Origin of the sequence: Marinomonas aquiplantarum, from assembly GCF_003314975.1 — a bacterium.
GTDB classification, from domain to species: domain Bacteria; phylum Pseudomonadota; class Gammaproteobacteria; order Pseudomonadales; family Marinomonadaceae; genus Marinomonas; species Marinomonas aquiplantarum.
In genome coordinates this window covers 167,995-183,070 of sequence record NZ_QNRF01000004.1, presented here as the reverse complement: position 1 = coordinate 183,070, position 15,076 = coordinate 167,995, and the positions used below count along the sequence as shown (strand labels likewise).

At 43.7% G+C, this 15,076-nt stretch carries 13 protein-coding genes; 3 read left to right on the top strand and 10 right to left on the bottom strand.

All coding sequences use genetic code 11. The features are described 5' to 3' along the window. Window positions 1–52 precede the first annotated feature (52 nt). From DFP76_RS09030 to exaC, 5 genes are all read right to left on the bottom strand, one after another. Window positions 53–835, bottom strand: a complete 783-nt coding sequence (locus DFP76_RS09030; RefSeq protein ID WP_113874317.1) for a hypothetical protein — start codon at window positions 833–835, stop codon at window positions 53–55. Between the two features lie 79 nt (window positions 836–914). Beyond that, window positions 915–1,595, bottom strand: a complete 681-nt coding sequence (locus tag DFP76_RS09025) for a hypothetical protein (protein WP_113874316.1) — start codon at window positions 1,593–1,595, stop codon at window positions 915–917. A gap of 173 nt (window positions 1,596–1,768) precedes the next feature. After that, window positions 1,769–3,346, bottom strand: a complete 1,578-nt coding sequence (locus DFP76_RS09020) for an inorganic phosphate transporter (protein WP_113874315.1) — start codon at window positions 3,344–3,346, stop codon at window positions 1,769–1,771. Between the two features lie 305 nt (window positions 3,347–3,651). Then, on the bottom strand, window positions 3,652–5,034 hold the full coding sequence (locus DFP76_RS09015; RefSeq protein ID WP_113874314.1) for an L-serine ammonia-lyase: 1,383 nt from the start codon (window positions 5,032–5,034) through the stop codon (window positions 3,652–3,654). 221 nt (window positions 5,035–5,255) lie between these two features. Further along, a complete protein-coding gene (gene exaC, locus DFP76_RS09010) occupies window positions 5,256–6,773 on the bottom strand; it encodes an acetaldehyde dehydrogenase ExaC (RefSeq protein ID WP_113874313.1) in 1,518 nt (505 codons plus the stop codon). A 208-nt stretch (window positions 6,774–6,981) separates the two neighbouring features. On the opposite strand from exaC, the gene DFP76_RS09005 reads away from it, so the two are divergent. Beyond that, window positions 6,982–7,905 (top strand): AraC family transcriptional regulator, encoded by a 924-nt coding sequence (locus DFP76_RS09005; RefSeq protein ID WP_113874312.1) that lies wholly within the window; start codon window positions 6,982–6,984, stop codon window positions 7,903–7,905. Here DFP76_RS09005 and DFP76_RS09000 read toward each other — a convergent pair. Continuing rightward, window positions 7,898–9,124: an MFS transporter gene (locus tag DFP76_RS09000; RefSeq protein ID WP_113874311.1), complete on the bottom strand. Its 1,227-nt coding sequence runs from the start codon at window positions 9,122–9,124 to the stop codon at window positions 7,898–7,900. The two genes, DFP76_RS09005 and DFP76_RS09000, sit on opposite strands and share 8 nt — an antisense overlap. Window positions 9,125–9,400: 276 nt before the next feature. Between DFP76_RS09000 and DFP76_RS08995 the strand changes: the two genes are divergently transcribed. Further along, complete coding sequence (locus DFP76_RS08995) at window positions 9,401–10,624, top strand: MFS transporter (protein ID WP_113874310.1); 1,224 nt, start codon at window positions 9,401–9,403, stop codon at window positions 10,622–10,624. Window positions 10,625–10,659: 35 nt separating this feature from the next. Here DFP76_RS08995 and DFP76_RS08990 read toward each other — a convergent pair whose 3' ends face one another. The 4 genes from DFP76_RS08990 to folM all read right to left on the bottom strand — a co-directional run bounded on the left by DFP76_RS08990 (window position 10,660) and on the right by folM (window position 13,804). Beyond that, the gene (locus DFP76_RS08990; RefSeq protein ID WP_113874309.1) at window positions 10,660–11,838 is read right to left on the bottom strand and encodes an MFS transporter; all 1,179 of its coding nucleotides are present in this window, start codon (window positions 11,836–11,838) and stop codon (window positions 10,660–10,662) included. A gap of 77 nt (window positions 11,839–11,915) precedes the next feature. Further along, the gene (locus DFP76_RS08985; protein WP_113874308.1) at window positions 11,916–12,188 is read right to left on the bottom strand and encodes a hypothetical protein; all 273 of its coding nucleotides are present in this window, start codon (window positions 12,186–12,188) and stop codon (window positions 11,916–11,918) included. A 141-nt stretch (window positions 12,189–12,329) separates the two neighbouring features. Beyond that, window positions 12,330–13,013: a GTP cyclohydrolase I FolE gene (folE, locus tag DFP76_RS08980; RefSeq protein ID WP_113874307.1), complete on the bottom strand. Its 684-nt coding sequence runs from the start codon at window positions 13,011–13,013 to the stop codon at window positions 12,330–12,332. Window positions 13,014–13,081: 68 nt separating this feature from the next. Beyond that, on the bottom strand, window positions 13,082–13,804 hold the full coding sequence (gene folM / locus DFP76_RS08975; protein WP_113874306.1) for a dihydromonapterin reductase: 723 nt from the start codon (window positions 13,802–13,804) through the stop codon (window positions 13,082–13,084). A 350-nt stretch (window positions 13,805–14,154) separates the two neighbouring features. On the opposite strand from folM, the gene DFP76_RS08970 reads away from it, so the two are divergent. Continuing rightward, a complete protein-coding gene (locus tag DFP76_RS08970; protein WP_113874305.1) occupies window positions 14,155–15,069 on the top strand; it encodes a dienelactone hydrolase family protein in 915 nt (304 codons plus the stop codon). Window positions 15,070–15,076 lie beyond the last annotated feature (7 nt).

Here is a 15,076-nt window from a genome sequence, read left to right as displayed (position 1 = left end):
AGTGTGGAGAATTCACTCTAGGATATGGGATACGAACTTAAAAAGAAATGCCTCAAAAACGTTTTTTCTCTTGAAAAGTAGAACCTTCAATAAACTTATTCCATTCATCATCAAGCTCTTCTTCCTCTTCACTGTCCATGCTTTTGGTCAGCTCTTCTTCGGCCTTTTGTAGCGCTAAATCTTCTTCAATTTCTTGTAATATATCCTGGTATTTTTGGATAATAGGTTGAGCTTCTACCTCTTCCTGAATAGGGTTCAACTGCACCAAAGCCTCTTTATAAAGGTCAATCGCACTTTCCATTTTCCCACTTAGGAATGCTCGTCGTGCCAAATAAGCGTGGTAATCCGCATTGACCTTATAATGATAAAAATCCATCAATTTTTTATAACGGTGAGCAACATCTGATCCCACAATTTTATCTTTTTGCGCTTGTATTAAAAAAGATTTAAACGACTCGAAAAGACGCTTCACTTCGATGATTTTTAACTCATCGTTCATGGGTTGAGCACGACGTTTTTGTTTGCTTTCTTGAAACTCTGACAGCTCTTCCGCCAAATGGTTTCGACGACGACTTAGACTCGCATCAGGTTGTAAGGAGAGTAGTTGATCATAAATGGCCAGCATTCGAGTAAACAACCATATTCGCATGTCTTTTGGTTGATATTGAGGCGGCATTTCATCCAAATAACGACGTACTTGGCGCAATTGGTTGTTCAGGGAAGCTATTTTTCGAAGCTTTTCCAAACGAGCCTGCTCTTTTAATTGCAGCACGATGGCAAAAGCAATAAAGCCTCCGATCACTAACAACAGCACGGTAATGGTAACAGCACTCATATAATACGTCGTTTACTAGGTTAATATTCAGTCGATGATTAGTCGATTCAAACTAAACACCCACTCTTTAAAGATAATACTACTCTTTATTTTCTTCTTTTTTATCTAATAACGCTTCTTCGACATCCAATATCATATTTTGCAAACGCGAAGATTCCTTTCGCGCCAAACCGAGTGTACTGTGTTTATCCATCACCGTTAAAGCCAAACGATACTTTTCCAGCGCTCGGCTTCTTCTTTCATGCTCTAAATCTTGTTTCGCCTGACTTACCAAATGATCTCGATAAGCCAAGGAATAAGTAAAACGAACTAAACCAATATGATGACGTATCATCACTCGGCTCATACTATTCCCATTCAACAAGCTGCGAAGCTCTTTAAGGATAAATTGCAACGCCCCCTGAGTTTGCTCAAACTCTACTTGGCTGTTTACTCTGCGTTTCTCTGATACGTTTTTACCAGACGCAATTTCAGAGTATAACTTGGTCAAATTATATTGCTCGTAAGTAAATTCCGTATTAATGCCCGCACGCTTTAACTGTTGAATGACGGATAACAGATACTCAATTAAAAAAAGCTTCGTCTCTTTTAAGAAATATCGGTCAGACAACATGCTAAACGCATGCAGCATTTTCTCTCCGCGGCTTGATAATCGTTCTAATAAACGTTTTCTCAGTTCATCTTGTTTCTGTTTCCAGCGTACAAAGAAAAACAAGCCACTTACAGCAATCGTGACAAGAATGGCAGTAAAACCTAACAAGCGTAATTCCCTTAACTAAGACATTCCAATGGGCCAAAACAAATCTGTGCATTAAAACTTTACATTTATATACCACAGACAGAGCCATTAAAACAGAAAAAGACCAGAATACTGGTCTTTTTATCACCAACTTTGCTCGTTAAAACAAAATTTAAAGGTCTATTTTGACAAACTTATGAGTGGGTAACTGAGAAGCCCAACAGCATGTAAAAGATTAGACCCGCTAAGGTTGCCGAAGCTGGAACCGTAATTACCCAAGCCGCTGCAATCTTCAAGAGTGCGGAACGTTTAACCAACTCTTTCTTGGTCGCTTTCTTCAAACCTTTACGCTCAGAAGAACTAATTGGCGATGACGCTTTAGCCGCTTTTAGCTCTCGTAAAATGGCACGTTTTTCAATCACATCCGCCACTTCGAAGCGCTCAACAAAAGCTTGCGTTTGTTCAGCATCATGACCAGCCGACTCTGAATGAGAAATAATGGCTGCCAGTTTTTTGTTGTAAGACAACTTCAAGTATTCGCGCAAGAAGCCTACGCCAAAGATGCCACCAACAGCGATGTGTGTCGAACTCACAGGCAAACCTAATTGAGAGGCAATAATGACGGTAATGGCAGCCGCCATCGCTACACAGAAAGCACGCATTTTATCCAGCTCAGTAATTTCTGAGCCCACTGTGCGAATCAGCTTTGGTCCAAATAAAGCCAAACCAAAGGCAATACCAACACCACCAATTAGCATCACCCAAATCGGGATAGCTGCTTTGCCAGACACAGTGCCTGAGATCAAAGCATCATTAATCGCCGCTAATGGCCCAATCGCGTTTGCCACATCATTGGCACCATGAGCAAAACTCAACAGAGCAGCCGAAACAATCAAAGGAATGGTAAACAAGCTATTCACTGAATCTTTATCGTTTTTCAAACTTGACGCAGCTTTATCAACAATTGGGCGAACAATAAAATAAACCGTCAAAGCAATAGCCAAACCAATCAAACCTGCGGAAATAATGTCTAATTTCCAGATTTTCTTAAGGCCTTTGAGGATTAAGTAGGTCGAAAATGCCCATACCATGATGCCAACAAGTAACGGAACCGTCTTCTTTGCCGCTTCAATCATATCGCTCTTGTAGGTGACAGCACGCTTAATATAAATCAAGAACACCGCCGCAATCACACCACCAAATACAGGTGAAATTACCCAACTAGCAGCAATTGCAACCATTTTATCCCAGTTAGCAATATCCCAACCACCAGCAGCAATACCAGCACCTAGAACACCGCCGACAATAGAGTGCGTCGTTGACACAGGTGCACCAAGGTAGGTGGCAAGGTTTAACCAAATCGCACCAGCCAATAATGCTGCCATCATCACCCAGATAAAGGTTTCTGCATCGGCAATCGCATTCGGATTAATAATGCCCTTTTTGATCGTACCAACCACAGTACCACCAGCGATAAGCGCACCAGCCGCTTCAAAAATTGCCGCGATCAAGATCGCCCCTGTCATCGACAAGGCTTTTGAACCCACCGCTGGACCAACGTTATTGGCCACATCATTAGCACCAATATTAACTGCCATATAAGCACCAATCGCCGCAGCAATGGCTAAGATGGACAGATTAGAGGCGGCAACACCATTCACTGAAGCATAAAAGCCACAAGCAAGAATAAAGGCAAGTGCAACCAAAACTCGGATAAAATCATTACCGGCTAGTAAACCGGACGTTTTTTTGGAATTGTTTGTAAGATCCATGAGGCTCTACTATCTATAATTAATTTCTACCAAATCTTTGAAATATGAGTTTTCTCAATTCAAACGAATGCTTATCCCAGCATTACGACGTAATTTGGTGCTTAAATCATCCCGTCACATTTCTGTAAAATTCAATGCGGCGCCATTCTACACTGAGCATTAATAGATAAAAACCCCAGTCAAGACAGAAAGACAGCGACATTATTTACAGGTAAAAAAAAGTGCCCCGAAAGGCACTGAAAATCAATATACTACAGTTATATGACAGTTTTGTTACTTGTCATATTTTTGCCACAAAAGTGTCATCAACATTCAATCACATTCACTGCAAGACCGCCTCTAGAGGTTTCCTTGTATTTGTCATTCATATCCTTGCCTGTTTCTCTCATGGTACGGATCACCTTATCCAAAGAGACATAATGCGAGCCATCTCCTCTCAACGCCATAGTCGCAGAGTTAATTGCCTTCATCGCAGCCATGGCATTTCGTTCAATACAAGGCACCTGAACTAGGCCACCAATTGGGTCACAGGTTAACCCCAAATTATGCTCCATACCGATCTCAGCCGCATTTTCAATTTGTTCTGGTGATCCACCTGTTGCCGCCGCCAATCCAGCCGCCGCCATCGCACAGGCCGAGCCCACTTCACCTTGGCAACCGACTTCTGCCCCCGAAATAGACGCATTTTCTTTAAATAACAAACCAATCGCAGCAGCGGTTAACAAAAACTCAATCACACCTTCTTCGCTGGAACGTGGGCAAAACTCCCAATAATAATGTAGAACCGCAGGAATGATGCCAGCCGCACCATTGGTTGGTGCCGTCACAACTCGACCTCCCGCTGCATTTTCTTCATTTACCGCTAAAGCGTATAAGTTCACCCAGTCCATTGCGCCCAAAGAGGGGGTAATCATATCCATACGTGTTTTGCTCGACAGATCTCGATACAAACTGGCGGCACGCCGTTTAACCTTTAAACCACCAGGTAAAATGCCTTCATTTTGAATGCCCTTCTGCACACATTCCTTCATCACCGACCAGATCGACAAAATACCTTGCTTCACTTCGTCTTCCGTTCGCCATGCCAGCTCATTTTCCAACATGATGTCAGCAATGGACTTACCGGTTTCTCGACACAAGGCCACTAGGGTTTCAGCATCATGGAAAACATGAGGCAGCTCTGTTGTATCCTCAACCAAAGACACCTTGCCTTGCTCATCCTCTTCAACAATAAAACCGCCACCGACCGAGTAAAAAGTCGCTCGATGCAGGTTTTCGCCGTTTTCATCAAAGGCTTCTAATACCATGCCATTGGCATGAAACTCTAAACGATCAATACGATGATATGTCAAATCTTGCGACACATTCAGAGCAACACTGTGTTCCCTTAAAATACGAACCATCGAAGCAGACTCAATTTGCGCGACTCGTGCAGACACACTGCTCGGATCAATGCTTTCAGGAAGCTCTCCTTCCAACCCCATTAGTACAGCAACACCCGTTCCATGACCCTTGCCTGTTGCGCCAAGAGAACCATATAAATCCACTTTTAAATGCGCGACTCTGCCTAGAAGGCCAAGCTCTTTTAACTGATGAGAAAATTGATTCGCTGCGACCATAGGGCCGACAGTATGCGAACTGGAAGGACCAATTCCTACTTTAAAAAGATCGAATAAACTGATTGCCATAGTAAGTCCTCGCCATTTAGCGACCTAATCTGTGATGAACAGACAAAATGAATACGCTGAAATTATCATTTATGAAAGATAGTTTCCAATAGGAAACAAGAAAAGTATTCGATGATAGGCAAATAAATGACGCGACAAGACCAAAAAACTCGGTCAAGCAACACAAAAAAGCCAGAGCTTATGCTCTGGCTTGAGATACTAAATGTACCGTTCGCTGCTTGTTAGAAGAAACCAAGCGGATTGACATCGTAACTAATCAACATGTTTTTCGTTTGTTGATAATGCTCTAATGCCACTTTATGGGTTTCACGACCAACCCCAGATTTTTTATAACCACCAAATGCAGAATGAGCTGGATATTGGTGATAACAGTTCATCCACACTCGACCTGCTTCTAGGTTTCTTCCCATGCGATAGGCCAAGTTAGTATCACGTGTCCATACTCCAGCGCCTAAACCAAATTCACTGTCATTGGCAATCGCCAAAGCTTCCGCTTCATCTTTGAAGGTCGTCACACTGACTACAGGTCCAAAGATTTCCTCTTGGAAAATACGCATTTCATTAGACCCTTTAAACAAGGTAGGTTGCACATAGAAGCCATTGTCCAAGCCATCGATGTTCTCCACCTCTCCACCAATCAGCAACTCAGCCCCTTCTTTTTTACCGATATCAATGTAACTCAAAATTTTATCGAACTGCTCTTTCGACGCTTGCGCTCCCACTTGCACATCAGTATCAAGCGGGTTACCACGTTTAATGGTTTTGGTTCTTTCGACCACCAGCTTCATAAAGTCATCATAGATGGATTCATGAATCAGAGCACGTGAAGGACAAGTACATACCTCTCCTTGGTTAAAGAAAGCCAATACTAAGCCTTCCACACATTTACTAATGTAAGACTCTTCTTGCTGCATGATGTCACCAAAATAAATATTGGGTGACTTACCACCTAGCTCGACGGTAGAAGGAATAATGTTTTCAGCAGCACATTTCAAAATGTGAGAACCAACAGGCGTAGAACCAGTAAAGGCGATTTTGGCAATACGTTTGCTCGTTGCTAAAGCTTGACCGGCTTCTTTACCAAAACCGTTGACTATGTTTAAAACGCCTGCAGGCAATAAATCTTGAATCACCTTAACCAGCTCCAAAATAGACGCTGGCGTTTGTTCTGCAGGTTTCAATACCACACAGTTACCCGCCGCCAAGGCTGGTGCAAGTTTCCACGCGGCCATCAAGATAGGAAAATTCCAAGGAATAATTTGTCCTACCACACCAAGAGGTTCATGAAAATGGTAGGCCACAGTATGTTCATCTAGTTCTGCCGTACTGCCTTCTTGAGCACGTAAACAACCTGCAAAATAACGGAAATGATCAGCTGCTAGAGGAATATCTGCATTCAGTGTTTCGCGCACCGCTTTACCGTTATCCCAAGTTTCAGCGACGGCCAATGCTTCTAGATTTGCTTCGATTCGATCAGCAATTTTGAGCAGAATATTGGAGCGAGTGGTGACAGAAGCTTTACCCCATTCAACTCGTGCTGCATGAGCGGCATCAAGTGCTAAATTAATGTCTTCTTCAGTAGAGCGCGGAATACGACAAAATACCTGACCATCGACAGGACTTGTGTTATCGAAATACTGGCCTTTTACGGGCGCAACCCATTCACCACCAATAAAGTTACCATAATCACTTTCAAAAGAAATTAAGCTACCACTGGTACCAGGTTTAGAATAAATCATACTTTCTATCTCCGTTATCGTTTCTGTTTTTGTTGTTTTTGACTAACAACTAACTGTAGAAACAAACTGAGGAGAAAACTTGCCTGCCAGTCCATGATATTTGTCTGGTGATCCAAATTTTAGGATTGACCCTTAGCTCAGCTCGGGCGATGATGAACAATAGAAAGCGCAACACGCCAACATAACAAGTTTAACAAGAGGTGTGATTATGAGTGTTTCAACCCTATCTACAAAAGCCATTTTGGCGCGAAAACGTTCGCCAGTTCAACTGGTTGAGAATCGAGTCTGTTTTGCTGGCCCTCATTCAGAATTGAGTATCTACGATACCTATGAGCAGGCCAATCGAGTCAGCTTGAAAGCCGATAGCTTACTCTATTGCGGTATGGTGACGGGTGCGAAAGTCATGCATACCAAAGACCAAGACAACATCCCTTTTCTACCACATGAATCTTTCATCCTGGCACCAGATGAAGAAGTCTTCATCGATTTCCCAGAAGCAGAACTGACTAAGCCAACGACTTGCCTGACCATCGCCATCTCAAACGAAAAAGTGGCACAAATTTGCGATCGTATGAATGATGTAATGCACACTTCATTGCCAACAGCTCAAGCAATTGATCCCAACCAGCATTTACATACCATCCACACCCAAGCCACTCAGCAAGTGCTAGACCGCCTCGCGAGTGACTATGTGCAAAATGACCCTGATCGAGATTTACTGGTGGACTTTGGTGTGAGTGAACTCATTACTCGAATCTTACGCCACCATGGTCGCGAAGCATTACTGCAATTTACCAAAAATGCCCCTGATACTAATGGCATCACCCATGTGATTCATTGGATCGAAAACAATTTATCACTGCCTCTGGATACCTGCCAACTGGCTAAAATGGCGTGCATGAGTCGCAGTCGTTTTTACGACTGTTTTAAACGCCAACTTGGTTGTACGCCATTAGAATATCAGCACCAAAGAAGAATGAGTAAAGCCTACCAACGACTCAAAGAAAACGGTTCTGTCACCCAAGTCAGCTATGAATTAGGGTATTTGAGCCTAAGCCATTTCAGTCGGCGCTTTCACCAACATTTTGGTGTCACACCACGTCAAGTGGCTCAGGCTAAATTGATTAACTAGTTTTGAAGGCGGCACCAAACTTGGCTTTGCAGTAGGCAAATACCACACACAAGAAAAGCAGCCCGATGATAAGTGCCATAAAAGGCACCCATTGTTCCAGTTGATACAGCGACGCCATAATGACGGGGCCAAGGGCAGCTCCCAACCCTTGCATTGACGCATTCATACTGGCCAAACGACTTTGTTGATCGTCTTTCACAAGTAAGGTTTGTGCGGTCACAATACCGGGAAAAAGAAAGCCAAAGCCGGCACCGAAAAGGGCCATGGCAACAAATACACCGACCATCGAATGCCAGAAAATAAAGGCTAATTGAGAGGATACACCCAATATCACGCCAGCCGAAATCAATGTGACCACACCGAGCCGGAAGCGCGGCACAAGAATCATCTGCACCAAGATACTAAAACAAGACATGGTCATCATCACAAATCCCAGCTGATGTGTGGTTTCTGCAACGTCTAACTGGAAACGGTCTTGAATTAGAAAGCTCATAATCTGTTGAATGCCAGTTACCGACAAAATCGCCAGAGTCGACATTCCCAGAAACGGCATGACAGGCTGCTTCAGCCAATTAATTCTGGGCGGTTTTTGAAACTGACGTACATGTTTGCCATCTTTCACAAAGCAAGCCACTAAAATCGCCGCACAGCCTGCAAGGCAGGCAATAATGTAAAAAGGCACCGTCAAACCTAGGTTACTTAACAAAGAAGCAAATGCAGGCCCTAAAATCATACCAATACTGAAAGCCGCGCCAATCATAGCAATCGTGGCACTGCGATGTTTAATGTCTGTGTGAGCAATCAGAAACGTTTGGATAGAAGGTAAAATACCCGCAATCCCCATGGAAAAAATGATCCGCAAGGTAAACACAAAGACATAGGTCTGCTCGGCAGAAAGGTGTCCCGCTAGTGCCTCTTGTAACACAAACCCAGTCGCTGAAATGGTCACTGCGTAACTGCTCATACCAAAGATAACTGAGCGCACCCGACCAATACGATTAATAATACTGCCCCAGAAAAAAGCCGCTATCACAAACGTCGCCGCCCCTGCGGTGATCAGTGTACTGATGCGAACGTCTGCCAAGCCGATTTCACGACCAATTGGTGGCAAGGAAGTAAATACAAATGACTGTCCAATGCCCACTGCCACTAAGCAAATCAGCAATAACCAACGGGATACAGACTCATGCATTGAGGTATAGGTTTCTGAATTGATCAAGATCTGTCCTTATAAAGTTATAACACCATAAGCCAGAGTGGCTTATGCAATAGGGCAAAGGGGAAGTGCCTATTGTTTTACCTTGTTAAAAGCAAGCCATCCAAGCTTGCTTATATCCACTCAGCATTATTCCTGATTCACCGAACAAAAAGGCTGTTATCAGAAAAAAGATTATAAAATTCACAATTCTTAAACTTTTTCTTAAGACCCAATACCCTTTATTCAACCTCAAAGCAGGATAGAATATAAATTCAGTAACCTAATGAGTATACTAACTTGAGCCAAGACCTACCCTCCCTCTTCAAACACAGTAACTTCTTACACTACTGGATCGGCCAAATAGCGTCCTCCTTTGCCTTTCAAATGCTCAGCGTTGGCGTTGGTTGGCAGATGTATGATTTAACAGACAGTCCTTTAGCTCTTGGGCTTGTTGGGTTATGTCAATTTTTACCGCAACTTGTACTAACTTTGGTGGTCGGCCATGTGGCTGATCGCTACAATCGTCGTCTAATTTGCGTGTTTACGCGCCTAACCATGGCCGGCACTGTCGCAATTTTGGTCTATGGCAATTTTACCGATACCGTATCCGCTAATATGATTTATGCTTGTGCCGCATTACTTGGTACAGCAAGAGCCTTTGAATTACCTGCCAATCAGGCCATTCTGCCGAACCTAGTGCCCAGTGAACAACTTTCCCGTGCGGTCAGTGCGATGGCATCTGCTCGAGAAATCTCCGTCATTGCCGGTCCAGCTCTTGGTGGCGTCATTTATTTGTTAGGGCCGACCACCTTATTTGCGACCAGCATGAGCTGTTTTCTTATTTCCTGTGTCATCTTGTCCTTCTTGCGCTACAACTTTACCGTCAAACATAAAACGCCTGTTAGCTTAGAGCACTTACTCGGCGGCTTGATGTTTATCAGAGGTAATAAGGTCATTCTGGGCTCCGTCTCATTGGACATGTTTGCCGTATTATTAGGAGGCGCAACCGCACTGTTACCGATTGTTGCCAAAGACATACTAGAAACCGGGCCATGGGGACTTGGTCTACTACGTTGCTCACCCGCACTAGGTGCCTTGCTCATGTCTATTTACTTGGCCAGACATCCGCTAACTCAAAGTGTTGGCAAAATCATGTTTGCTGCCGTCGGCGTATTTGGGGTGGCGACCATTCTGTTTGGCTTATCAGATCAACTCATCCTTTCCATGTTTGCACTGGTGTTATTGGGTGCTTCCGATATGATCAGCGTGGTGATTCGTTCAACACTGGTGCAATTAGAAACACCAGATGAAATGAGGGGACGAGTCAGTGCCGCCAACTCTATTTTTATTGGCAGTTCTAACCAACTTGGTGAATTTGAGTCTGGCGTCACTGCCGCGTGGTTTGGTGTCGTTCCAGCCATTATTGTAGGTGGTGTCGGTACTCTTGCTGTGGTTGGCATCTGGATGTACTTGTTTCCGACACTCGTGCAAAGAAATACATTGGAAGAAGAAAGCAAATAAAGCGTTTTTCAGGGAGAATCACAAGCGAACGAACGTCAGTTCGCTCGCTTAATAATGACCATAAATAAGATCAGTAACGCCGCGGCATAAACGAAAAAGCTTAAGCTGACAAACATCAAACCAAACTGCTCACCGATTAAACCACTTAAAAATGGCAAGGTCATGGCGCCCATTACGGCGGCACTCATTTGAAACCCAATCGCATAAGTGGCCATCCTTTTACCAACGCGAATCGCGGTTTGAGAAATCATACAAGGAAAAATTGGCGCTGCACAAAAGCCCATTAATGCCAGACCAAAATAGCTAAAATAGGCGTGCATACTATTAGTAAATGACAAAGCGCCTAACACCAAGCCCAGCAAACACAAGCCCAATAATCGATCGATGGAAAACCTTTCTACCAAAAAACCAAAGATGGCTCGACCAAAAGCTAAGGCTCCCCAGTACACAGCTACCCAAGTGCCAGCACTGGCAATGGAAATACCTCTGGTCTCCGTCATAAGCGTAAATGCCCACTGTCCAACTCCGACTTCAACGCCAGTATAGAGTAAAAAAAAGGCAATTTGGAAACGGACAATGGGGTGTTTTAGAGCTTGCCATTGGGTAATGTTTAGATCATCTTCTTGCACCTCTTCAATCGAGGTTTTCGATGCATGTTGGCCGCTTCGCCATAAATGACGACTGAAGAAAAAGACCAATGCCATTAACAACAGAATGCTGCCAATCACCGCATAGGCCAGTCGCCAATGCTGTGAAAAATGCAGTAGTACACTGGTGACAATAATAGGGCCAGCCGTTGCACCAACACCAAACGCGGCATGTAACCAGTTCATGTGCTTAGTGGAAAAATGCTCTGCAGCATAAGCATTGAGGCCTGCATCGATTGCGCCAGACCCTAAACCAATGACCATGGCATACAAAACAAAAATCGTGAAATTGGCACTTATGTAGAAGCCAAATAAGCCAAAACTTACTAAGCCACTGCTCAGCACAAGCAGCCAGCCTACGCCCAATCTGGACAATAGCCAGCCCACAGAAAAACTCGAAATTAAATAGCCAATCCCACCGCCAGCAATCACCAGCCCCAACCACCCTGTTGGAACATGAAACGCTGCCCTGACAAAGGGCCAGTTAATACCGTGTGCCGCATCTGGCAAACCGAGACTTATAAAGCCCAAATAAGCAATCAGTAACAAAATGCCAGAAGTTCGCATGAATACATCCTTTTAAAAGCAAATAATTGTATTTTCTGACAGTTTAAATCATTAATCTGCAATTAAAATCTTTAAATTTACTTAAACCACTTACGTTTTTCTTTTTCAATTGGCTTCCACTTCCAGCTTGGTGGTTCGCCCTTTAAATAGCAAATCAAGATCAAAACTAAGGTGTTACAGGCCACCCAAAAAGCCCATGTCATTAAGGCTTCTTTAGGGTCTACTAGAATGGAAATCAGACACAAGACAAACAAATATAATGACAAGACCAACCAGCCTTGCCAAGTAGTCGGCTTTCCCCATCCCAATCCATTTTCTTTGGCAGGGAACCACGTCTCTTTATCTTTCATGTGAAAAGCCTTTCGTATTAGGTCGATAGAAAGGCACACTTTGCCTGAATTTCAGGCATAAAAAAAGAGCCAATCTTAAAGTATCCCCACAAAGGGTGAAGACTTCAATTTCAGCTCTTTTCGTTTGCTAATGACAACTATTTATTGCGCGAGGAATTCACCACGAGTCTTGTCACTGCGCTTGAACAAACCGCCTAAAGCCGTTGTTTGAGTGGAAGAACTAGCATCCATCACGCCACGCGCTTTCACACAGTAATGCACTGCGCTGATGCTCACAGCCACGTTGTCAGTTTCCAACAGTGCTTGCAAGGTCACCAAAATTTGCTGGGTTAGACGCTCTTGCACTTGTGGACGCTGAGCGAAGAAACGCACAATGCGATTGATCTTCGACAAGCCAATGATCTTATTTTTAGGCAAATAAGCGACCTTTGCCATGCCATCAATGGTGACAAAATGGTGTTCGCAAGTACTGGTAAAGCTGATGTCACTGACTTTCACCATTTCATCGACTTTCATTTTGTTTTCAATCACAGTAATTTTTGGGAACTGTGTGTAATCTAAACCCGAAAAAATCTCTTTGACGTACATTTTAGCAATACGATGAGGCGTCTCGGCCAAACTGTCATCGGTTAAATCCAAACCCAGTGTACTGACCACATCTTCAAAAGCCGTTTTGATACGTTGATATTTTTCTTCCGTGGTCAGACCATTATCAATCATAGGGGTTTCTAACCCACTTTTGATTAGAGCGTCACGAACTTGCTTAGCCTCGTCTGAAAGAAAAGCATGATTTACTGTCGAGTTTTCCGCTATGTTAGCTTTCATATCTTTGTCCTACGTTGCTGTCTCCTGCCTTTCGACTGGAGGCTGTGCTAAAAGAAGTCCCCATTTGGTTACACCAAATGTCTGCCTCCATCCAGAGACAAGGTCCGACCTGTCAAGTAGCCGCTTTCTAATACATACTTAACTGCGAGTACGCCTTCCTGCTCTCCCGGCTCCTTTTGTAACAGTGACTTATTTAACGCTTTCTGTCGGTAGTCATCGTCGTCACTGTCATTAAACATCAATAATGATGGGGCAATGGCATTCACCTTGATCTGAGGTGAATAACGTTTAGCAAAAGAGCAAGTTAAATTTGCCAAACCGGCTTTGCTGGCGGCATAAGCTATGTGTTTATCACTGCCCTTTTCGGCGACATAATCCGTCATATGAATGATGTCGGCGACCCCATCGTCTTTAAAACCTGCACATAATAATCCTTCGAAGGCCAGATTTATACGATAAGGTGCAAATACGTGAACTTGCCACATTTTTTCCATCAATAACGTCGTATCTGAGCAATTTTTCTCCGCTTCCCATTCGGAGGCATTATGAATGATGCCACCAAGGGCATCATAATCTCTGGTTACTTTCTCAATAAAGGCCTCAACACCATCTGATGTTGAAAAGTCAGCCTGCAAACATTGAATTCCAGACGCTTCTATCGTATTAATTTCTTCGCGGTGCCGGCGATATGTAATAATCACCTGATAACCTTGCTCGTGTAACGCTTGAGCGCAGGCTAATCCTAGTCGCTGGCCACCTCCTGTAATAATGATGGGCGATTTTCGCATCATTTACATCCTATCCTTTTTAATGTTTCTGCAAGAATGACAAGCTTTTAAGTATGTAACAAGCCTGAATATGAGACAGCGGCTGACATTTAAGGCTCTGTCTAACATTAGGGTACGCACTTAAACATCGAGACTTTATATACGAGTGTAAACCAAATTTAGATCAATTTTGGCAAATCCCTAAACACCACTAGCATAAAAATTGAACTATCCTGTTCATTACCACTCAAAGATAGGCGTTTTAATGACTGAACTAACCGTTACCTAAAGAAGTGATGAACAAGCCCCATTGGCGTCATCAGGCTTATTAGCCTCTTCTTTAACATTCACTCGACTGAAGAGAAGGAATTGTAATGAATCAAGCAGCTGAAAAAACCACCCCGCAAGTCTCATCTATTCCCCAAGAAGCGTTCGACTGGTATGACGAATACGCTCATGGTGACATCGACCGACGCACCTTCTTATCAAGATTAGGCACACTTGGTGTTACTGGCTTATCTTTGTCAGTCATTGCCAAATCTCTCACCCCAAACTACGCCTTAGCGGAGCAAGTGTCGTTTAATGACCCTGAGATAACCGCATCTTATTTGGAGCTTGAAAGCCCTAGTGGTCATGGCACTGGTCGAGGCTATCTGGTGTTACCAAAAGGGGTTAGTGCGAGTAACAAAGCACCTGCTGTACTGGTTGCCCATGAAAACCGAGGATTGAACCCTTACATCAAAGATGTGGCGAGACGATTGGCAAAAGCAGGATTCATTGCCTTTGCACCAGATGCTTTATTTCCTCTTGGAGGATACCCTGGTAATGATGATGAAGGTCGTGCCATGCAGAAAAGCCTTGATGGCGCGAAAATTGAAGAGGATTTCATGGCGGCCGCACGCTTACTGAAAAGTCATGAACTAAGTAGCGGAAAAGTGGGCATGGTTGGTTTCTGCTTTGGTGGCTATTTAACCAATTCTTTAGCCGCCAATTTGCCTGATGTTATTGATGCTGGAGCCCCTTATTACGGCACGCCTGCTAAAGGCAATATTGATCAAATCAAAGCGCCGCTTCAACTCCATTTTGCGGAGCTCGACAAACGCGTCAATGCCACTTGGCCCGCTTATGAAAATGCGCTAAAGAGCAATCAAGTCACCTATACGGCCTTCACTTATGAAAAAGCCAATCATGGTTTTCACAACGACTCAACTGCACGATATCAAGAGCAAAATGCTGAACTCGCTTGGCAAAGAACGTTAGACTTCTTCAAGACCAATTTATCAGCTTAAAGCGTTG